The organism is Amycolatopsis sp. w19, from assembly GCF_051373225.1.
In the GTDB taxonomy this organism is placed as follows: Bacteria; Actinomycetota; Actinomycetes; order Mycobacteriales; family Pseudonocardiaceae; genus Amycolatopsis; species Amycolatopsis japonica.
Genome location: NZ_JBPQFM010000002.1, coordinates 218,721 through 238,160, shown reverse-complemented (window position 1 = coordinate 238,160; position 19,440 = coordinate 218,721). Strand labels below are relative to the sequence as shown.

General features: G+C 69.8%; 18 protein-coding genes. 10 read left to right on the top strand and 8 right to left on the bottom strand.

All coding sequences use genetic code 11. From position 1 onward, the window contains the following. Positions 1–47: 47 nt before the first annotated feature. Both ACSMFO_RS05590 and ACSMFO_RS05585 read left to right on the top strand, forming a co-directional pair. Positions 48–3,416: a hypothetical protein gene (locus ACSMFO_RS05590; RefSeq protein WP_436457235.1), complete on the top strand. Its 3,369-nt coding sequence runs from the start codon at positions 48–50 to the stop codon at positions 3,414–3,416. 55 nt (positions 3,417–3,471) lie between these two features. Next, entirely contained in the window at positions 3,472–4,149 is a 678-nt protein-coding gene (locus ACSMFO_RS05585) for a DNA alkylation repair protein (RefSeq protein WP_436457234.1), read from the top strand. Positions 4,150–4,392: 243 nt separating this feature from the next. On the opposite strand, the gene ACSMFO_RS05580 is transcribed toward ACSMFO_RS05585, so the two are convergent. Beyond that, positions 4,393–4,776, bottom strand: coding sequence for a nuclear transport factor 2 family protein (locus tag ACSMFO_RS05580; protein ID WP_436457233.1), 384 nt, complete (start codon positions 4,774–4,776; stop codon positions 4,393–4,395). A 124-nt stretch (positions 4,777–4,900) separates the two neighbouring features. On the opposite strand from ACSMFO_RS05580, the gene ACSMFO_RS05575 reads away from it, so the two are divergent. Together ACSMFO_RS05575 and ACSMFO_RS05570 are read left to right on the top strand one after the other, a co-directional pair. Further along, complete coding sequence (locus ACSMFO_RS05575) at positions 4,901–5,449, top strand: PadR family transcriptional regulator (RefSeq protein ID WP_436457232.1); 549 nt, start codon at positions 4,901–4,903, stop codon at positions 5,447–5,449. 5 nt (positions 5,450–5,454) lie between these two features. Next, positions 5,455–5,877: a VOC family protein gene (locus ACSMFO_RS05570; RefSeq protein ID WP_436457231.1), complete on the top strand. Its 423-nt coding sequence runs from the start codon at positions 5,455–5,457 to the stop codon at positions 5,875–5,877. A 6-nt stretch (positions 5,878–5,883) separates the two neighbouring features. Here ACSMFO_RS05570 and ACSMFO_RS05565 read toward each other — a convergent pair whose 3' ends face one another. Then, positions 5,884–7,725 carry a cellulase family glycosylhydrolase gene (locus ACSMFO_RS05565; RefSeq protein WP_436457230.1) on the bottom strand — a complete coding sequence of 614 codons (1,842 nt, stop codon included), beginning with the start codon at positions 7,723–7,725 and terminating at the stop codon, positions 5,884–5,886. Positions 7,726–7,786: 61 nt separating this feature from the next. Between ACSMFO_RS05565 and ACSMFO_RS05560 the strand changes: the two genes are divergently transcribed. From ACSMFO_RS05560 to ACSMFO_RS05550, 3 genes are all read left to right on the top strand, one after another. After that, entirely contained in the window at positions 7,787–8,335 is a 549-nt protein-coding gene (locus tag ACSMFO_RS05560; protein ID WP_360129377.1) for a cysteine hydrolase family protein, read from the top strand. Positions 8,336–8,398: 63 nt separating this feature from the next. Next, positions 8,399–9,385: an aldo/keto reductase gene (locus ACSMFO_RS05555; protein ID WP_436457229.1), complete on the top strand. Its 987-nt coding sequence runs from the start codon at positions 8,399–8,401 to the stop codon at positions 9,383–9,385. Further along, the gene (locus ACSMFO_RS05550; RefSeq protein ID WP_125737675.1) at positions 9,385–9,819 is read left to right on the top strand and encodes a VOC family protein; all 435 of its coding nucleotides are present in this window, start codon (positions 9,385–9,387) and stop codon (positions 9,817–9,819) included. Before ACSMFO_RS05555 ends, ACSMFO_RS05550 begins: the two co-directional genes overlap by 1 nt. 2 nt (positions 9,820–9,821) lie before the next feature. On the opposite strand, the gene ACSMFO_RS05545 is transcribed toward ACSMFO_RS05550, so the two are convergent. The 4 genes from ACSMFO_RS05545 to ACSMFO_RS05530 all read right to left on the bottom strand — a co-directional run bounded on the left by ACSMFO_RS05545 (position 9,822) and on the right by ACSMFO_RS05530 (position 14,052). Further along, a complete protein-coding gene (locus ACSMFO_RS05545; protein WP_436457228.1) occupies positions 9,822–10,406 on the bottom strand; it encodes a hypothetical protein in 585 nt (194 codons plus the stop codon). Between the two features lie 230 nt (positions 10,407–10,636). Next, on the bottom strand, positions 10,637–12,946 hold the full coding sequence (locus tag ACSMFO_RS05540; protein WP_436457227.1) for a PQQ-dependent sugar dehydrogenase: 2,310 nt from the start codon (positions 12,944–12,946) through the stop codon (positions 10,637–10,639). A 114-nt stretch (positions 12,947–13,060) separates the two neighbouring features. Further along, positions 13,061–13,483, bottom strand: a complete 423-nt coding sequence (locus tag ACSMFO_RS05535; protein WP_436457226.1) for a YkvA family protein — start codon at positions 13,481–13,483, stop codon at positions 13,061–13,063. Beyond that, a complete protein-coding gene (locus tag ACSMFO_RS05530) occupies positions 13,480–14,052 on the bottom strand; it encodes a Chromate resistance protein ChrB (protein ID WP_436457225.1) in 573 nt (190 codons plus the stop codon). The genes ACSMFO_RS05535 and ACSMFO_RS05530 overlap by 4 nt, the downstream gene beginning before the upstream one ends. A 151-nt stretch (positions 14,053–14,203) precedes the next feature. Here ACSMFO_RS05530 and ACSMFO_RS05525 point away from each other — a divergent pair, with 151 nt between their 5' ends. Together ACSMFO_RS05525 and ACSMFO_RS05520 are read left to right on the top strand one after the other, a co-directional pair. Further along, positions 14,204–15,238, top strand: coding sequence for a sensor histidine kinase (locus ACSMFO_RS05525; protein ID WP_436457224.1), 1,035 nt, complete (start codon positions 14,204–14,206; stop codon positions 15,236–15,238). Then, entirely contained in the window at positions 15,235–15,897 is a 663-nt protein-coding gene (locus ACSMFO_RS05520; protein ID WP_436457223.1) for a response regulator, read from the top strand. Before ACSMFO_RS05525 ends, ACSMFO_RS05520 begins: the two co-directional genes overlap by 4 nt. Positions 15,898–16,283: 386 nt before the next feature. On the opposite strand, the gene ACSMFO_RS05515 is transcribed toward ACSMFO_RS05520, so the two are convergent. Continuing rightward, positions 16,284–17,141 carry an alpha/beta fold hydrolase gene (locus ACSMFO_RS05515; RefSeq protein WP_436457222.1) on the bottom strand — a complete coding sequence of 286 codons (858 nt, stop codon included), beginning with the start codon at positions 17,139–17,141 and terminating at the stop codon, positions 16,284–16,286. Between the two features lie 114 nt (positions 17,142–17,255). Then, the gene (locus ACSMFO_RS05510) at positions 17,256–17,885 is read right to left on the bottom strand and encodes a TetR/AcrR family transcriptional regulator (protein ID WP_378418715.1); all 630 of its coding nucleotides are present in this window, start codon (positions 17,883–17,885) and stop codon (positions 17,256–17,258) included. 98 nt (positions 17,886–17,983) lie between these two features. Between ACSMFO_RS05510 and ACSMFO_RS05505 the strand changes: the two genes are divergently transcribed. Continuing rightward, positions 17,984–19,426 (top strand): MFS transporter, encoded by a 1,443-nt coding sequence (locus ACSMFO_RS05505; RefSeq protein ID WP_436457221.1) that lies wholly within the window; start codon positions 17,984–17,986, stop codon positions 19,424–19,426. Positions 19,427–19,440: the final 14 nt, after the last annotated feature.

The window sequence follows — 19,440 nt, the reverse complement described above, 5'->3', positions numbered from 1 at the left end:
AGCCCGTACGCATCGACAACTGTGCTCGCTGGAAAGGATTTCGCACCATGGCAGGAATCTTCATCACCGTCCGAGCCGGTGACGGCCAGGACCGGCTCCGCGGTCTCGACCGGAGTCTCGGTCACGTGTTCGGAAAGGACCGGATCGTCCGGTCCGGCGACGCCGCGTCCGTCCTCGTGGTGCCGATCGGCACCGAAGGGCTCGACGACGCGGTCCAGGAGGAGATCGCCGAGGCCTCGCGGCTCGGGAAGAAAGTCGTCGCCGTTCTGGTTGGCGACGCCGCCGTGCCAGGGGAAATCATCGCTGATTCCCACCGGCGGATCGGCAGACGCACGGCGGAGCAGGACATCGCGGGCCTGATCACCGAACTGACCCGCGTCGCCCCGGAACTGGGCATCGGGGTCGTCCCAGGCCTCGAAGACCTGGCGGAGTGGCTCGAGTCCTGGCGGGACGAAACGCGTCCCGTCCTGCCCGAGAGCCTCCCGATGCTCGGCCGCGCCCGCGAAATGGACCGGCTGTGCGACTGGCTGGACGCCGAGCCGTCGGTCCTCCCCGCGTACGCCGGCAGCCGGACCGAGGCGGCGGCGTTCGTCGCGACCGCGTTGGCGGCCCACCGTCCGGGGCTCCGGGCCGTCCGGGTGTCGAGCCCGGAGGCTTGGCGTCAGTGCCGCGACCTGGACGGGCCGTTCGTCGCCGTGGTGGACGGCGTCGACGTGGGGGAGGAGACGATCGGCGGCCATGTCGTCGTGGTGCGGAGCACGCCGGACCGTGACGGTGCCGAGGTCCTGGTACTGCCCCGGATTCCGCGCGACGAGGCGGCGGAGGCGTTCGCGGCGGCCGGTGTCCCATCCGCCGCCGCGACCGCCTACGCGGACCTCGCCCGGCGGAGTGTCGGTGCCCTGCGCCGCAAGCTCGCCGTCGCCGGTGACCTTCCGAAATGGGTGAACCCGCTGGAGCGCGATCTCGCCGCGCCGCTGCTGCTGATCGGCCGGTGGTCGGCCGGGTCGCGGCATGATCTGGAGGAGATCGCCGCGATCGCCGGCCGGGAGATCGACGAGCTCACGCGCTTCTTCGCCAGGGCCGAGACCGGCGACGACCCCCTGCTCGCCCGCTCGGGCGACGTCGTACGGCTGGCGGATCCGCACGATGCCTGGACGCTTCTCCACGGCAGGCTGAGCGCGCAGGATCTGCGGCGCTGGCACGAAGAAGCCGTCAAGGTGCTCACCGAGCGGGAGCCGGGCCGGAAATGGTCGGCGGAAATGCGGCAGGGGCTGGCGCGGAGCGCGGCGCTTCTGGCCGCCGAGGGGGACACGACGCTGTCCGGCGGCATCTCGGGCGCCGACCACGCCACGCGATTCGTCCGCGAAGTGCTCGGCCGGGCCAACGAAGACGGGGACGGAGTGCTCTGGCGCTCGCTCGCCGACGTGCTGCCCTTGCTCGCCGAAGCCGCTCCTCACGAGTTCCTCAGTGCCGTCGACCACGCGCTGACCAGCGATCCGTCGCCGCTGAGCGGCACCTCCGAGGGGCTGATCGCGGCGCTGGAAACGGTCGGCTGGTCCGACGACGCGTTGCCGATGGTGGTGTCCCTGCTGGCCGAGCTGACGCGGCCGGGGCGGGAGGCCGGCGACCGGCCGCTCGAATCCCTGATCACCCTCGTGCAGCCGTGGTACCCCTACCTCGACCTGCCCGGCGGGCAGCGGACGGAACTGGTCAAGGCGATCGGCCGTCGCTCGCCGGAAGCGGGCTGGCGGCTGGCTCTCGCCCTGCTGCGCGGTCCGCGTGGACATCTGCTCGCGAGCCCGAGGCGGCCCCAGGTCCGTCTCGAATGGACGGTCCCGGCGGCACCGGTCGCCGTCGCCGACGGACCGGAATTCGAGGACGAGCTGGTCGCCTCGGCGTTGTCGGCGCTGGCGGAACGGCCGTATCGATGGTGCGAATTCTTCGAACGGCTGCCCGAGCTGAACGCCGCGCAATGGGACCGCGTCGTGGAGGCCTTCACGCGGCTGGACACCGAACGGCTCTCGGCGGACGAACGTCTTCGCCTGTGGGGCCTGCTCACCGGGGTGACCGCCGAGCACCGGCATCACGCCGGCGCCGGCTGGACACTGCCGGAGGAATTGCTGCAATGGCTGGAATCCTGCGCCGAGCTGATCGAGCCCGCGGTCAATCCCGGACGGCACGGCCTGTTGTTCGGCCGGAATCCGTACCTGGACGGCGGCGAATCCCTCGAACCGGAGGCGCGTGAAGCGGAGATCGGGCGCCTTCGACGCGACGCCGTCGGAGGTGTCCTGCGCGAACACGGTGCCGCCGGGCTGAGCGCGCTCGCCGCCGAGAGCGCCCTGCCCAGGCTGGTCGGCGTGGTCGCGGCCCATGTCGCCGCGGACGACCTCCGGGAAGACGCGCTCGCGGAGCTGGGGCGCGAGGACTGGGCGGCGGGCTGGGCGGGCGAGATGGCCCGATCCCAGGGCGGCGAATGGCGGCAGGAGGTCGCGATCCAGCTCAAGGAGCAGGACCGGCTGGTCGACTATCTCCTGGCCATCCCGGTGGACCACGCGCTGGAGCTCTTCGAGTCCGCCGACGAAGCGGTTCTCGAGGGCTACTGGACGCACGTCGGTCCGTGGCCGCTTCCCGAAGGACAGGAGTCGTTCTTCGTCACGCAGCTCGCGCGGCGCCGGCCGTGGGCCGCGGTCAAGGCGCTCGCGGCGGGGGTGCGCGACGGGGCGGCCCTGCCCGCGTCCCTGATCGAGGAAGTGCTGCTCCAGGCGTCCGCCGACGGTGTCGAGGCCCCCGACCGCAAGGCCGTCGCGAACGTCGGCCCGCTGCTGGACCAGCTGGCCGAGGCCGGCGATGCGGACGTCGCGGTCGCCCGGCTGGAGCTGCGGTTCCACGCGGCGCTCAAACACCACCGGAAACCGCGGAGCCTGCAGCGGATCCTCGCCGAGAACCCCGGCGCGTTCGTCGAGCTCTGCACCCGGATCCAGCCCGCGGACGACGGCGCTCCGAGCGTGGAACTGGTCGGCGCGTGGCTGACGATCTTCGAGACGCGCACCATGCCGGGGACGACCGATTCCGGTCTCGACGGTGCCGCGCTCAAGGCGTGGGTTTCGCGTGCCCGCACGGAGTTCGCCGAACGGGGACGGGCCGAGTTCGGGGACCGGGCGATCGGCACCCTGCTGGCGAGCGGTTCCCCCTTGCCCGACGACGGGTGGCCGCCGGAGCCGGTCCGGGACGTCCTCGATGTCGCCGACGGCGGGTACCTCCGGGAGGGCTTCGCCACCGGATTGACCGTCCAAGACGGTGACGCGGGGGATCTCGCGCAGCGTCATCGCGGCTGGGCCCGGCGGATCAACGTCGGCTGGCCGCGGGTCGCCGCGCTCCTGCGTGAGCACGCCGACGACCTGGCACGACGCGGATAGTGGTCAAGGCGCTCCGGGTGGCTCCTCCACCCGGAGCGCCTCGTAGGCTGGACGGGTGACCGGGACGACGACGGCCGAGGTGCTGGCCGAACTGGCCGAGCTCGAGGATCCGCGCGCACGCCAGGTGAACGAGAAGCACGGCGACGACCACGGGGTGAACCTCGGCAAGCTACGCGCGCTCGCCAAGCGGCTGAAAACCCAGCAAGACCTCGCGCTGGAACTCTGGGCGACGGACGACACCGCCGCGAAGCTGCTCGCGCTCCTCATCTGCCGCCCGAAGGCGTTCGGGCGCGACGAGCTGGACCGTATGGTGCGCGAGGCTCGCACCCCGAAGGTGCACGACTGGCTCGTGAATTACGTGGTCAAGAAGAATTCACACGCCGAAGAGCTGCGCGTGGTGTGGTCCGCCGATCCGGATCCCGTCGTCGCGAGCGCCGGTTGGGCGCTGACCACCGAACGAGTGGCGAAGAAGCCCGAGGGCCTCGATCTCACCGGGCTGCTCGACGTCATCGAGGCGGAGATGAAGACCGCGCCGGATCGGCTGCAGTGGGCGATGAACCACTGCCTGGCGCAGATCGGCATCGAGCACGCGGAGCACCGGGCCAGGGCGATCGGCATCGGGGAGCGCCTGGAAGTGCTCAAGGACTATCCGACTCCGCCGAACTGCACGTCGCCGTTCGCGCCCGTCTGGATCACGGAGATGGTGCGGCGGCAGGACGCCGGCCCCCATTGACGTTGCGAAAGCCACGTTCGCAACCTTCAACGTTGCGAAAGTGGCTCTCGTGACACCGCCGCTGGGGCTTGTCCAGTTCCGGTGTGCCGCTGACGGACGACACTCGTGATCAGACGGACGACACGCGTGTCTGGACGGACGACTCGCGGCGGACCTGGCCGCGCACGCGTGTCGTCCATCGAGTCACGCGTGTCGTCCGTCTGATCACACGCGCCGTCCGGCCAGTCACGCGTGCCGTCTCGCTCAGCCGAGCGCGTCCGCCTTGATGGCCTCGAACTGGGCACCCATGCGCCCCGCGAGCGCCTCGGCCGCCCGCAGCGGCCGGACCATCACCTTGAAGTCGATGATCTTGCCCTGGGCATCGAAGGTCAGCAGGTCGCAGCCGTTGATCTGAAGCCCGTCGACGGTCGCTTCGAACTCGTACACGTGATGCGCGCCGTCCTGGATCTCGCGGACATAGCGGAAGTCCTCGAACACCCGCAGGACCCCGCGCAGGATCGCCGCCGTGATCGCCTTCCCCTGGTAGGGCTTGAACGCCACCGGGCTGGTGAAGACGACGTCGTCGGCGAGCAACGCCTCGATCGCGACGGCGTCCTTCGCTTCGACTGCTTCACGGAACGTGGGCATGGCGATCTCCTCATAGTCAACTTGTTGAGTAGATGCCGCCGAGCGTAGGTGATCACCGCTCCGCTGTCCATCAAAGTGTCTAATCAACTTTGCGACTACTCGTGGCGATGCTTATCATCGCGCCATGGCGCTGCGGAACGCGATCCTCGCGACGCTCCTGGACGGCGAGTCCTCGGGCTACGACCTGGCGAAGAGCTTCAACGCGTCGGTCGCCAACTTCTGGACCGCGACACCGCAGCAGCTCTACCGCGAGCTGGACAAGATGGAATCGCAGGGCCTCGTGGTGGCCCGGGTGGTCGAGCAGGAGCGGCGTCCCAACAAGCGCCTCTTCTCCTTGACCGACGCCGGCGCGGCCGAACTCGCCGACTTCACCACGCGGGCGCCGAAGCCGACCGCGATCCGCGACGAACTGCTGGTGCAGGTCCAGGCGGTCGAGGCGGGCGACGACGCGGCGATCCGGCGCGCCGTCACGGATCGGATGGCCGTCGCCGAGACGAAGCTCAAACGGTTCGAGCGTCTTCGGGAGCGGTTGCTCGGCGACTCCGCCGAGGCGGAGTTCCTCGCCACCGCGCCCCGCGTCGGGCCGTACCTGACCCTGGCCCGTGGGATCATGTTCGAACAGGAGAACATTCGCTGGTGCGAGCAGGTTCTCGCGGTGCTCGAACAGAGGTGAACGGCTTGGTCGAGCGGAAAAAGGGTCCGAAGTTCCGCCAGGTGGTGCTGGACTGCACCGACGTCCGCGCGCTGGCGGAGTTCTACCGGCGCCTGCTGGTCTGGGACTACCGTCCCGGCGACGAAGCGCCCCAGCCTGGCGACGAGGACAAGGACTGGCTGGTGCTGCGGAACCCGGACGGCGGGGCGCAACTCGCCTTCCAGCAGGTCGAGCGGCTGGAAGAGGCGAGCTGGCCGGATCCGGAACCCGTGCCTCAGCAACTGCACCTTGACCTGACCGTGGACTCGGTCGAGGAACTCGACGAGCAGCACGCCCGCGTCCTCGAACTCGGCGGGCGGCTCCGGTACGACCGCAGCGACGACCCGGAAGAACCGCTGCGCGTCTACGCGGATCCGGCGGGGCATCCGTTCTGCGTTTTCGTCGCCTGAGCGCGCTCAGGCACGGCAGAGCATCGCGTCCGGAGTGCGATTCGAGCCGACACGGCCGGTGTACGCGACGCCGGCGACGTATTCGCCCGGAGCGCATTGCCCCTTGTAGTGGCCCGAGGCGAAGTCACCGCCGGGATTCCCGGACGGCCGGTTGTCGCCGCGGTCGAACCAGACCGTCCGGCCGGCGCCGCCCAGCGGGGTGGCGGACCGGCCGCACAGGAGCGCGGAGAACGCCGCGCCGGTGACGCTGTAGCCGACCGCGGCGTGCTCTGGCGGGCATTGCACCTTGGTGTAGCCGGACGCCCAGTCGGTGTCCACATAGGACTCATCGCGGACCACGGCATATCTCGCCGGCGCGGCGAGCGTGCCGGTGCACAGGCCCCGGTTGCCGGTATGGGAAAGGCCGCTGAGCCGCTGGCCGTCGGGGCAGGCGCCCTTGCGAGCGCCCGGGTTCCAGTCCGCCATGGCGCGAACCCCGCGCGAGGCCTGGAAATCGGCGTAGTCGAGGTTCAGCATCGACCAGCGCTCGGCGTCGGGGATCCGGCCGGTGCGGGACGGCGCGTCCACCAGCCGTCGCCAAGCCGGGCCACGCCAGTCCGCGCCGTCGAGCACGTCGACGCGCCTGCCGCCGGTGTCCCAGGAGAGCAACGACCAGCCGTTGCCCGTTCCGCCTTCGTGGAAACCGACCGCCGGCCAGTAGGCGAAGTCCGTGTCGGTCTCGGCGAGGTAGCCGACGAAGTTCTCGAACCAGGCACGGCTCGCCGCGTCGGTCGTGTGACGGCCTTCGCCGAACTCGCTGATCCAGAGCGGTGCGGTGTAGTGCTTGCCGGTCTCCGCCGAGACGAAGAACGCTTGCCGGTAAAGGACATCGCGTAGTTCCTGAGGTGACAGGTCACGGTAGCGCGGGTCGTGGGTCTCGCCGGTGCCGGTCGCCCCGGAATGGTTCGGGCCGGTGTAGCCGTAGAAATGCGCGGCGTAGACCAGTTTTCCGGAGTCCACGAGCGTATGCGAGAGCGTGCGGGCCGGCTCCAGCGTGGGCCTTCCGTGGGGCAGGCCGTCGACGGGCACGCCGGTCCAGTTGATGCCCTCGACGATGAGCAGCAGATCGGGATTGGCCTCGGTCTGGATGCGGTCGGCCACCCGCTGGCTCGCGCGTTGCCAGTCCGTGCCGTTTCCCCAGCCCCAGTTGGGATCGTCGAAGACATCGCGCCGGACCTCGTTGTACAGATCGGCGCCGACGACGCGCTTGTTCGCGGCGTAGCGGCGGGCCATGAACAGCCAGTCGTCCTGCCAGTGCTGCTCGGTCTGCGCGGTGTTCCAGCGCTCGTTGCCGTCGAGACCGCAACACCAGCGGGAGGTCGTGGTGTGGTTGTTGAGGATCACCGCGAACCCGCGCGCGGTCAGCCGCGCGACGACGCGATCGTAGACCTGCAACGGGGTCAGGCCGCGCAGTTCCGGGTTCGCCGGGAGATCGGGGACGGGCTTGGTGTCGTGGATCATCGCGTTGGAGAAAGGCAGCCGGACACTGTTCAGGCCCAGTTCCGCGAGCCCGTCGATGACGGTGTCGATCGACGCGCGGTCCAGCCCGAGCGGGGTCTGGTAGGCGATCTCACCGGCGTGGTGCGCGGCCGGATCGTTCACGCCACCCGAACCGGTCCATGTCCCGCTCGCGCCGTGCCAGTTGGCGGCCTTCAGCTTGAACCGGTCGCCCGCCGCGTCGACGATGTAGCGGCCGCGCGTGCTCAACGGCGCCACCCAGCCCGACGGATCCGCCGAGGCGACGGCGGGCGGGGGAATCACGATTCCGGCGGTCGCCAGGACGGCGAGCAGCACACTCTTGATCCTCACCCGCCGGAGGCTAGCCACTCGCGCGGCCGGTTGTATACGGACGATCGGGTAGCTTGCCCGCATGACCACCGCGTTGATCATCGGTGACCTGCAACGAGGCATCACGGGCACTTACCCGTTCACCGGAACAGTCCTGCCGCCGATCAAGAGCCTGCTGCCGCGGGCGCGGGCGGCCGGTGCGCTCGTCGTGTTCGTCCACTTCGCACTCCGCGGCAACGGGACCGACCTGCCCGCCGGGAACGCTCTGTTCAAGTCGTTCCACGAAGCGGGGGACACCTTCCACGAGGGCTCGGCCGGGACCGAGATCGACCTGCCGGTCGCCGACGAGGACGTGGTCGTGCTGAAACGCCGGGCCAGCGCGTTCGCCGGCACCGATCTCGACCTCGTGCTCCGGGCCCGGGGCGTCGACACCGTCGCGATCGCCGGGGTCGCGACCAGCGCGATGGTGGCCGCGACGGCCTACGACGCGGCGGATCGCGGCTATCACGTGACCGTGCTGCGCGACGGTTGCGCCGACGGGGATCAGGCGATGCACGACTTCTTCGTGGACACGGTCTTCCCGAGCCGGGGGTTCGGGGTCGTGACGTGCGCGGATTGGCCCGGCGAATAAATCGCGCGAGCGCAGCGCCCGGATGTGGCACGGTGATCGGCGAGCTGATCAAGGGGGCCGCGGATGGAGACGAAGCGACTCGGGCGCACCGACGTCGAGGTGACGAGGCTGGGCTTCGGTGGCGGACCGCTCGGGGGCTTGTTCGCGCCGCTGGACGACGACACCGCGGCGGGGGCGCTGGCCGCGGCCTGGGACGGCGGGATCCGGTACTACGACACGTCTCCGCACTACGGGATCGGGCATTCCGAGCGCCGCATCGGCGAGTTCCTGCGTTCGCGGCCGCGAGATTCCTACGTCCTGTCGACGAAGGTCGGCCGACTGCTGATTCCCCAGGATCCGGACGGGAAACCGGATCCGGCGGGCTTCCACGTCCCCGCGGCGCACCGCCGGGTCCGCGACTTCACCCGTGACGGGATCCGCCGCAGTGTCGAGGATTCGCTGGAGCGGATGGGCCTGGACCGGATCGACGTGCTGTACCTGCACGACGCCGAGGAGTACTTCGACGACGCGCTGCGCGACGGCTATCCGGCCCTCGCGGAGCTGCGGTCGGAAGGGATCGTCGGCGCGATCGGCGCCGGCATGTACGACACGGCCATGCTGACCACTTTGGTCAGGGAGACCGATGTCGACGTGGTCATGCAGTCCGGGCGGCACACGCTGCTCGACCACAGCGCGCTCGACACCTTCCTTCCGGCGTGTGAGGAACGCGGTGTCTCGGTGATCGCGGCGTCGATCTTCAACTCCGGGCTGCTCGCCGTGCCACGGCCGGCCGAGGGTGCGTACTTCGACTACGCGGCCGCCACACCGGAGGTCGTGGAGCGGGCGAACCGGATCGCCGACGTGTGCGAGGCGCATGGCGTGACGCTTCCCCAAGCGGCGATGGCCTTCCCGCTGCAGCATCCGGCCGTCGCCGGTATCGCGGTCGGGATGCGGTCCGCCGAAGAAGCGCGAAGCAACTTGGAATCCTTCGAAGTGAAGGTCCCCACACAGGTCTGGGCCGATCTGCGGGCCGCGGGCTTGATCCGTTCGACAGCGATTAGGGTGGACTGATGGTGTCGGTCAAACAGGTACAGGTCACGTTCGATTGCGCGAAACCCGAGCGCCTCGCCCGGTTCTGGTGCGAGATCCTGGGTTACGTCGTGCCCTCGCCGCCGGAAGGATTCGACACCTGGGACGACTACAACCGCACGTTGCCGCCCGAGAAGCAGGACGCCGGCTTCGTCTGCAGTGACCCTACCGGCGTGGGTCCGCGGCTGTACTTCCAGCGCGTTCCCGAAGGCAAGGTCGTCAAGAACCGTGTGCATCTCTGCGTGCGGGCGGGCACCGGCCTGGTGGGGGAGGAGCGCCTCGCCGCGCTCCAGGCCGAATCCGACCGTTTGACGGCGCTCGGGGCGGTGCAGCAGCGTGTCCTGCTCGCCGACGAGGAGAACGAGTCGTGCATCGTGATGCAGGACATCGAGGGCAACGAGTTCTGCCTCGACTGACATCAGCCGGTGGTGCGGATGCTGAAGTTCGTGACGCAGAAACCGCCGTCCGCCTTGAGATCCGAGATCACGATGCCCTTCGCCGACCGTCCTTTGGCGACTCCGGCGACGTCGGCGAGGACGAACCTGGACGTCCCGTTGACAGAGGTCACCTGAACACGTGACCCCAGCGGGATCAGGGAATCGATCTTGTCGTCCATGAACCTCTTCTGCGCCTCGCAGGCCAACGCGATCGCCCCCGGCTTGTCGCTCCCGGCGATCTTGGTGAGGAAGTCCACGATCACCTGAACGCCCAGTGCCGGCGGCGTGGCCGGGTTCCTGGTGGGGGTGATCCTCGGGCGGCTGACCCTGGTGCTGGTCGGGCTTTCCGTGGTGCTCGTTGGCGAGGAGGTCGTCGTCGCCGGGCTGGAGGTGGGGGTGGGCAACGAGAGCCCGGGACCCTTGCGGAGCAGGAAACCGGGAGCGGCGAAGCCGGTGATGCAGAAGGCGACCAGTGCGATCACCGCGACGAGGATCCCGACGGCCACGCCGGGCTTGACGGTCGCGGGGCGGGGGTTCTGCTGGTCGGGCAGGCCTGGGTAGGTCATCGGAGGCACCTTCCGTGCGGGATCTGGATGGGCGATCCGACGGGGTCTCTCCGGTGGGGGTTCCGATCCTTTCGGGGTTCTTACGGCTTCGCGAAAACGTGCTGGCGTGCTCCATTATGGACGGTTTCGGTGCCGCGCCGGGTGGGGTCGGTGGCGGGCTGAAGGCTCCCTTCGCCGAGTCTGATGCGACGAAAGGAGCCTTCGGCCCTACCGCTGAAGCTCACGACCGGTCAGCAGGGGTTCAACAGCCAGCAGAGCCGATAGTTCGCCTGGTAGGTGGTCGACGTGCCGGGCGCGATGATGTTCTGCGTCCGCGCGCCGCCGTGCGCCCAGCCGGTGAAGGCGTACTTCAGGTTGAGCGGGGGCAGTTTCTGCGGGCTGTCCGCGCTGATCGAGTTGGTGGATCCCGCGATCACCGTCCGGGAGAACGGCGTGCGTTGCTGCGTGCCACCGACGGTGAGCGTCGCCTGGCTGGGACTGGAGGCGAAGTTCAGCGACACCGTCTTCGGCTGGAGGTCGACGGTCTTGCTGCCGGTCCGGCCGGTCGAATCGGTCGCGGTGAGGGTCAGCTGCAGGTACGACGGGTAGTCGTGGTCCGGCGCGACGAACGACCCGGACGCGACGCCGGGGAAGTCCTGGACGTTGTGCGTATGGCAGGTGCCGTTGGTCGCGCAGTGCCGGATCGCGAGCCGCCACGACAGCGCCGACGCCGGGAGCTGCCCGTCCTGGGCGTCGACCGCGCGGCCGGAGAAGGACACGGTCTGACCGACCGACCAGGTCAGCGTGCCCGCCGGGCTGTCGATGACCGGCACCGGGTCGAGGCCCTCCGGGTTCCCGACGGTCACGCGCACGGTCGTGGTCGCGCTCGCGCCGTGGGAGTCCGTCACCCGGAGCCCGGCGTCGACGGCGGCTGCCGCGGTGTAGGTCCAGGTGGGGTCGGCGGCCGACGAGTCGTCGTACGCGCCGTCGGCGTCGAGGTCCCAGGCGTAGGACAGGGTGTCCCCGGCGTCCGGGTCGGTGGACGCGGTGCCGTCGAACCGCACCGTCAGCGGCGCCGGTCCGCTCGACGGGGTCGCCGTGGCCACCGCGGTGGGCGGCCGGTTGGTCCCGCCGGGATGGCTGACGCGGCGGAGTTCGCCGCTGCCGAGCGCGACGTAGAACAGATCGCCGCCCGGGCCGGTCAGCACCTGCACCGGGACGTTGACGCCGGTCACGAAAGGCACGAGACGGCTCGCATTCGGCTGGCCGTCGACGGTCTGCATGGCCCAGATGCAGCCACGGGAGGAATCGGCGAAGAACAGCGCGCCGGAGTACTCGGCGGGGTAGTTACTGCCGGATTCGAACGCGATGCCGCTGATCGAAGAGCCGCCCGTGGGGCACGGGTCGCTCGCGACCACCTTGGCGCGGTGGTTGTAGGCGTAGTACGGGGCGGAGTGCCCGCCGGAGGAGTAGAGGGATTCGCACCGGTCGAGGTTCGCGCCGTCGTAACCGGCCTGCCTGGCGTTCCCTTCGAAACAGGGCCAGCCGAAGTTCTCCGCCACGCTGTCGCCGACGTCGGCGACGCGGTTGATCTCTTCCCACGTGTCCCAGCCGACGTCGCCCGCCCAGAGCTCGCTGGTGCCCGGCCGGAAGCCGAAGCGGAACTGGTTCCGCGCGCCGTAGGCGATCACACGCCGGGCGTTGGCGTCGGCGCTGTTCGCGAAGGGGTTGCCGGGGACGCCTTCGCCGGTGTCCGGGTCGATGCGCAGCAGCGTGCCGTTGAGCAGGACCGGTTGCCCGGCGGCGCGTCGCGGCGACTGCGAACGCAGCGCGCCGCCTTCGGCCGACGGCGGCGTCAGGTTCGTCCCGGCGGGCGAGGGCGGATCGGCACAGGGGTTCCCCACCTGGCCGTAGTCGGCGAACGTGAAGCTGGCGCCGTCGCCGCCTCCCGCGTACAGGGCGCCGTCCGGGCCGAAGGCGAGTGCGCCGACCGAGTGGCTCGGGAACTGCTGACACCAGCCTGTGACCAGCGGTTTCTCGCTCACGGCCGTGCCCGCCGAGCCCATCGTCAGCTGGGAGACGCGGCCGGTCACGACGCAACCCTTGTCGGTCGCGCCCGGCGGGGTCGGGCAGGCGTCACCCCAGCGCGGCGCGGTGCCGCCGGGCTCCGCGTCGAGGGTGTACGAGACGTAGACGTACGGCCTGGCGGGAAAGGCGGGGTCGACGGCGAGCCCGAGCAGACCGCGGTCCCAGAAGTCCTGTGTCTGCGTACGGAGGTCGGCGAACACCGTCGCCGTCGGGTCGGCGAGCGAGTCGAAGACCTTGACCAGGCCGCTCTTCTCGGCGACGAACACCCGGCCGTCCGGTGCGAACGCGGTGGCGGTCGGCGAGCTGAGCCCGCTGATCGCCACCGTGTCGGTGAAACCTGTGGGCACGGCGGCGTCGGCCGGTGCCGTGGCGACGAGCCCGACCGCGAGCGCGCCGACCAGCGGGCCGATGACACCCACCGCCAGCGCGCGTCGCGATCTTCGGGGGAACAGGAAACGACGGGATCTCGACACGCGAATCCTCCTGCGGCGGGGACCGGACAGAACAAGACAGCTCTCCGGTATGCCGCAGGAAGGCCGAAAGTTGTTACGCCTCTGACAGAAAATGCGCACAACTCGCTAAACGGATCAGGGTGTGGCGGCGGGAAATCCGGTCAGGCGGGCGAGTGCGTCGAAACCGTCGTCGGTACCGGGCCAGTGCGCGCGGACGGCGTCGAGCCCGGCGCGGCGGACGACGCCACGCAGCACGAGGGTGACGATGATGGCGTCGTCGGCGTAACCCAGAACGGGGATGAAGTCGGGGACGAGGTCGATCGGCAGGGCGAGGTAGACCATCAGCAGCGCGAGCCTGATCCGGACGCCGCGGGGCAGCGTCTTGTCCGCGGCCAGACGGCGGATGAGCCGCAGCACGTCGGGCAGCAGCCGCAGCGCTTCCCGGAGCAGCCCGCCCCGCGGCCGGGCGAGCACGAGTGCCACGACGAGCACGAGCCAGGCCAGGACCAGCGCACCGGCGATGCCGAGCAGCAGATCCCACCAGAACGACCCGGTCATCGCTTCTTCCCCGCCCGGATCTCGGGAGCTTCGGCGCGCAGGGCGGCTTCCTCGAAGGCGGCGAGTTCGGCCGCGGCCAGCTCGACGGCGTCACGGGCTTCCTGGCCGCGTGGGGCGCCGAAGTAGTCGCGGGCGGCGATCTTGGCCAGCCAGCTGCGGAACCGGTGCAAATCGGCTTCGGATTCCTCGACTTCCGCGTAGGTGGCGTTGCCGCGGGCCTGTTCGTCCGCCAGTTCCCGGCGAAGCTCGGGCAGCCGCTCGAGGACCTCGGCGTACTCGGCGTCGCGGGCCGCGTTCAGTTCGGCGATCACCGCACGCTCCTCGGCCGGGTCGGTGAACGCCATCGGCAGCGCGCGGGCCGTCCCGCCCTGATGGCGGACCCGGTCGAGCAGACGGCGGATCTCCCGCACCACCTCCGCCCGCGCGGGCAGCAGGCATACCGATTGCTGCAGGTAGAGCGCGCCGAGGGAGCGGAGTTTGCGCCAGACCTGAACCCGCAGCGAGTCCGGTCCGCCGGCGGTGGACACGCTGATCACCAGCCAGTTCCGGCCGTCGGATTCGTCAGTCACAGTTCCATGTTACGCCCGTAACATCGCCGATCGGCATACGGGCGATTCACCCGTTCGGAATAAGATCCGCTGCGTGGTCAACCTTCGGTGGGTCTCGAGGCAGTGGCGGTGTGGCCCGGTCTGGTACCTCCCGGTCGCTGTGACTCTCTTCGTGGGATCTCTGGTCCCGGCGTTGCAGAGCCACGGAACGCAGTTCGGCGGCCTGCCGAACCGCCCGTACGACGCACTGGCCGTCGTGGGGATCGCTCTGCAATGCGTCCCGCTCGTCGTATGCCACCGGTGGCCCGTCGCCGGTTTCGCCTTGGTATCGCTCGGGTTCGCCGTCGACCAGTTCGGCGGCTATCACTCGTTCGCCGGCACGGCCCTGCCGATCGCCCTGCTGACGGTGGGACTGCGGCTGGAGCGGCACCGCCGCGTGGTGGCGATCGTGTCCACCGCGGCGTTCCTCGTGTCGGCGATCGCGTTCGCTTCGCTCGGCGGGACGGAACCCCTCACCGGCTACGTGACCTTCTATCTCGCGCTGGTGCTGGCCTGGGGGATCGGGACGGCGTTGCGGTCCAACCGGGTCGCGGAAGCGGAACGTCGCCGCAGCGTCGCCGAGGAGACGCGGGCGGCCGAGCGCGCCCGCATCGCCGCCGAACTCCACGACGTCGTGACCCATCACGTCACGGCGATGGTCGTGCAGGCCGAAGCCGCCCGGTATCTCACCGACGCGCGGCTCGACCAGAGCCTGACCGCCGTGGCCGACACCGGACGGCTGGCCATCACCGATCTGCGTCACTTGCTCGACGTGATCGATCCCGGCCGCGGCGCCGAGGCGATCCCGACCCTCGTGGAGCGCACACGCCGGGCAGGGCAACCGGTGGAGTTCTCCGAGCGGGGCGAGCCCACGGCGGGTGACGCCGGACCGGTGGCGTACCGCGTCGTGCAGGAGGCGTTGACCAACGCGCTGAAACACGCGCACGGCAGCCGCACCTCGGTGCTGGTGCACCACGGAGACGGGGAGATCACCGTCGCGGTGGACACGGAGGAAGCCATGTCCACAGTGGACTCTCCAGGCGGTGGACGGGGCCTCGCCGGGCTGCGCGAACGGATCGACGTCCTGGACGGCGAATTCAGTGCCGGCCGTAGAGGGGACGGCGGGTTTTCCGTCCGTGCCCGCATTCCCGCGGGAAACCCGTCGTGACCGCGCCGACGCGGGTGCTGGTCTGCGACGACCAGATGCTGGTGCGCACCGGCCTGGTGACGATCATCGACGCCCAGCCCGACCTCGAAGTGGCGGGCGAATGCGGTGACGGCCGGACCGCCGTCGACCTCGCCGCCCGGCTACGCCCGGACGTCGTGGTGATGGACGTGCGCATGCCGGTGCTCGACGGCATCGAAGCCACCCGCCTGCTGGCGGGCGCCGGCGTGGCCGAACCCGGCAAGGTCCTGGTGGTCACCACGTTCAACCTCGACGAGTACGTTTACCGGGCGCTGCGCGCCGGTGCGAGCGGGTTCCTGCTCAAGGACAGCCCGCCCGACCGGCTGCTGCACGGGATCCGCACCGTGGCCGCCGGCGCCGCCCTGCTGGATCCCGAGGTGACGCGGCAGCTGGTGGGCCGCTACGCCTCCCGGATCCGGCCCGCCGAGGACGAAGGCCCGCCCGAGAACCCGCTGACTCCCCGGGAACTGGAGGTCCTCCGGCTCATCGCGGACGGCCGTTCCAACAGCGAGATCGCCGCGACGCTCATGATCAGCCAGGAGACCGTCAAGACGTTCGTTTCGCGCATGCTCGCGAAACTCGGGCTCCGCGACCGGGTGCAGGCGGTGATTTACGCCTTCCGCCACGGCCTCGTCACCTGACCGTCCTATTCGGACGGTAACTGGACCGCGCGGCCTGGCTCTTCACGAGAGGGCGACTCGCACCTGACCTGGGCCGAAGGCGTCCTTCGCCGCATCAGACGCGGTGAAGGGAGCCTTCAGCCCGCCACCGGCCCCGCCCATGAACACGCCACATTTGCGCCCCTTTGACCAGACGTGTGGTGACGAGGCGTCCCCAATGTCGCATCTGTGACGCTCAGCGTCACAGATGCGACATTGGGGACATCGCGATCGGGTCCTTCGCCGCCGAAACGCCACGCGCGACCCCGTACCCGGCCTGTGCTGAAGGCTCCCTTCGTCGCATCAGACGCGGTGAAGGGAGCCTTCAGCCCGCCAGCGGCCCCGCCCATGAACACGACACGCCGGTCCTATTCGGACCTGGCCTCGTCCGCGACGCGCTGGATCGCCCGGAGGGCGAGGTCCGGCTGGTCGACATAGATGTAGTGCTCGCTGTTCGCCGCGACGCTCAGGTTGCTGCGCCCGGACAGCGCGAGCCACTTCCGCTGCCCCTCCGACCACGCCTGCTCCAGGCCCGCGCCGTACTCGGGAACGGCCGTGAGGTACTGCTTGCCGTGCTGGATCACCTCGACCGGGATGTTCCCGGCGGGGCGGACTTCGGCGTCGGTGACCACCAGCTTTTCGGGGCCCTGTCCCGCGAACACCGCCAAGGTCTGCGCCCGCAGTTCGGCCGCCATCCCGGTGGCCGAATCCGGAATCCGTTGCCGCAGATCGGCTTCCTGGGTCGGCGAGGTGGCGTCCATCAGCACCAGCCCCTTGACCCGGTCCTGGTGGTCGGGGGAGTACCTGGCGGCGATCAGCCCGCCGAGCGAATGCCCGGCCAGGACGACCGGCTCGCCGCCGGCGACCTGGTCGAGCACGCTGGTGAGGATCTTCCCGGTGCTCTCGAAACTCTGCGGCCCGTCGGGCTGGTCGCTGGCGCCCGCGCCGAGCCGGTCGTAGGAACAGACCCGGCCTTGCGCGGCAAGGGTGTTCTGGAGCCCGCTCAGTTTCCCGAGATCGTCGCCCCCGCCGTGCAGCAGGACGACGACCGGCCGCCCTTCGGCCGCGTTCCCCGCGCACGACACGTTCACCGAACGCTCGCCGACCTTGATCTTCTGTGTTCCGGTGAACGCGGACTCCGCTTCCGTGGCTTCGTCGCAGGCCGACAGCGCGACGCCTGCCACTGCGCAGCACAGCGCGATCAGAGCGGATGCCTTACGGGACATGGTGAACTCCTGGTACAGGGGAACGATTCACCTGGCACGCTACGGATCCGGCGGCCGGGAATCGTCACCATGCGGAGGACACCTGCGGGTAGCTCTCAAGGGTGACAAGGCGCGTCAGCGGTAGGCACGCAGGAACACGTCCACCCCGTCGGTGAGGATCTCGAGGATCTCCGCCTTGCCCACCGTCTGGTCCTCGTCCGTCACGTCGAGGACGAGGCGCATGGTCAGGGCGACGAAATGCTGCATGGCACGTCGCGGGTCACTCACCCGAAGCTTGCCGTCCGCCGCGAACTTCGCGAACCGTTCCTCCATCATCCGTTCCGGTTGGTCACGTGCCGCTTCCGGCAACCGCGGCGCCACCGGTGCCTGGGAACCCAGCCGCCGGAACGTCGCGTAGTCCGAAGTCGGGAACATCCCGGTCGTCACCCGCCGCGCGAAGCCGAGCAACGCGTCGCGGATGTCGCGATCTTCGGTGAGCTCCTCGTCGATCGCCTTGCGCACGGTCGCGACCACGGCGTCGTTGGCACGGCCGAGGACAGCGCGGAAGAGGGTCTGCTTGTCGCCGAAGTGGTCGTAGACGGTGCGTTTGGACACCCCGGCCCGTGCGGAGATCGCGTCGACGCTGGTGAGTTCGTAGCCGTCCGACACGAACAACGCCTCGGCGGCGTCAAGGATCGCCGCCTGCTTGGCCTCGGCCTGCAGACGCCTGCCCGGGGTTCGCGCGGTCGCTCGCGGGGTCGCCATGTTCTCATCGTATTCTCAGTTCCAGAAAACTGCACCGTGTAGTGTAGTTTTTGAGGCGGGGGGGCCGCCTTTCCCTGAATCCCGCACAAGGAGTCTTCATGCAGGAGAGCAGGATCGGCGCAGGACCACACACCAGATGGAGCGGGCGGCTCGTCGGCCTCGTCGCGGTCCTGGTGCTCGTCAACTTCATGGTCGACACGGCGATCACCGCGCCGCTGCTCGTCCTCCCGGAAATGCTCGACCATTTCGGCACCGATCAGACGGCGTGGCTCAACGCCAGCGCGATGCTGGCGGGGGTGATGTGGGCGCCGCTGCTCGGCAAGAGCGCGGACGTGCACGGCAAACGCAAAGTGCTCGTACTGACCTTGCTGCTCAGCTGCGCGGGCGCGCTCGTCTGCGCGGTGGCACCGAATCTGTGGGTCTTCGTACCCGGACGTCTGCTGCAGGGTGCGGCCGTGGCCGCGTTGTTCCTTTCCGTCGCGATCGTCCGCGAGCTCTGCGCGCCCCGGATCGCGATGGTCGTCGTCGGCATCGTGACCTCGGGGTCCGCGGTGCTCAACATCGGTTCCCGGTTCCTTACTGAGAAACTCGCCGCCGAGTTCGGCTTCCAGATCTTGTTCGTCGTCTCGGCCGTCGTCGCGATCGCGATGGCGATCTGCGTGCGTGGCGTCATTCCCGAATCCGTGGTCAGGACACCGGGCCGGATCGACGTCGGAGGCGCGCTGCTTCTCGGTGGTGGCCTGGCCGGAGTGCTCGCCTACGTCAGCCTCGGCTCGGAGTTCGGCTGGCTCGCCTTCGCTCCGCTGGTTCTGCTCGCCGGTGGCGGCGCCGCGTTGTCGCGGTGGCTCCTGGTTTCGAGCCGCAGGCCCGATTCGCTGATCGACATCCGGAACATCGGGGCGCCCTTGGCGCTCACGTTGCTCGTGCTCGTGCTGAGCACCGGCTCCTACCAGAGCATGCTCCAGCTCATTCCCCTGGTCAGCGACGTTTCAGTGGACCAGGGCCTCGGGTACGGACTGGCCGGCCAGGGAGCGCTGGCGCTGCTGCTCGCGGCGCCCGGCGTGGGCGTCATGATCGGCGGCCCGGTCGCCGGAGTGCTCGCCACCCGGGGCGGGCCGGCGATGACCTTGGCGGGCGGAATCGCGCTCGGAAGCGTGGGGACCGTCGGGATGTTCGCCGGTGTCTCGCAGTTCCCCGTCGCCGTGTTCTTCGCCTTCCTGCTGGGTTTCACGGTCGGCGTGCTCGGGACCTCCGGCTTCAACCTGGCGGGCAGCCTGGCGCCCGCCGAACGGCAGGGCATCGTCTCCAGCCTGGTGATGGTCGTCGTCGCGATCGGTTCGGTGGTCCTGGATTTCGTGGGCGCCGCGGTGCTCAAGTCGACCGCCGTATCCGTCGGCGGCGAAACGGTGAACTCGGGAACGGGCGTCTTCAGCTACATCGCGATCGCTTCCGTCGCCTTCGCGATGGCCGCGGTCCTCGTCGTCTTGCTGGTGCGAAAGTCGCGCTCCGGCAAGGAAACACAAGTACTGGCGTCTCTCTGAGAGAAATGAGGAAA

Coding starts and splice junctions, on each gene's coding strand:
- ACSMFO_RS05590 (WP_436457235.1), top strand. CDS start 48: ATGGCAGGAATCTTCATCACCGTCCGAGCCGGTGACGGCCAGGACCGG.
- ACSMFO_RS05580 (WP_436457233.1), bottom strand. CDS start 4,776: ATGCCCACGTTCCGTGAAGCAGTCGAAGCGAAGGACGCCGTCGCGATC.
- ACSMFO_RS05575 (WP_436457232.1), top strand. CDS start 4,901: ATGGCGCTGCGGAACGCGATCCTCGCGACGCTCCTGGACGGCGAGTCC.
- ACSMFO_RS05560 (WP_360129377.1), top strand. CDS start 7,787: ATGACCACCGCGTTGATCATCGGTGACCTGCAACGAGGCATCACGGGC.
- ACSMFO_RS05555 (WP_436457229.1), top strand. CDS start 8,399: ATGGAGACGAAGCGACTCGGGCGCACCGACGTCGAGGTGACGAGGCTG.
- ACSMFO_RS05550 (WP_125737675.1), top strand. CDS start 9,385: ATGGTGTCGGTCAAACAGGTACAGGTCACGTTCGATTGCGCGAAACCC.
- ACSMFO_RS05545 (WP_436457228.1), bottom strand. CDS start 10,406: ATGACCTACCCAGGCCTGCCCGACCAGCAGAACCCCCGCCCCGCGACC.
- ACSMFO_RS05535 (WP_436457226.1), bottom strand. CDS start 13,483: ATGACCGGGTCGTTCTGGTGGGATCTGCTGCTCGGCATCGCCGGTGCG.
- ACSMFO_RS05515 (WP_436457222.1), bottom strand. CDS start 17,141: ATGTCCCGTAAGGCATCCGCTCTGATCGCGCTGTGCTGCGCAGTGGCA.
- ACSMFO_RS05510 (WP_378418715.1), bottom strand. CDS start 17,885: ATGGCGACCCCGCGAGCGACCGCGCGAACCCCGGGCAGGCGTCTGCAG.
- ACSMFO_RS05505 (WP_436457221.1), top strand. CDS start 17,984: ATGCAGGAGAGCAGGATCGGCGCAGGACCACACACCAGATGGAGCGGG.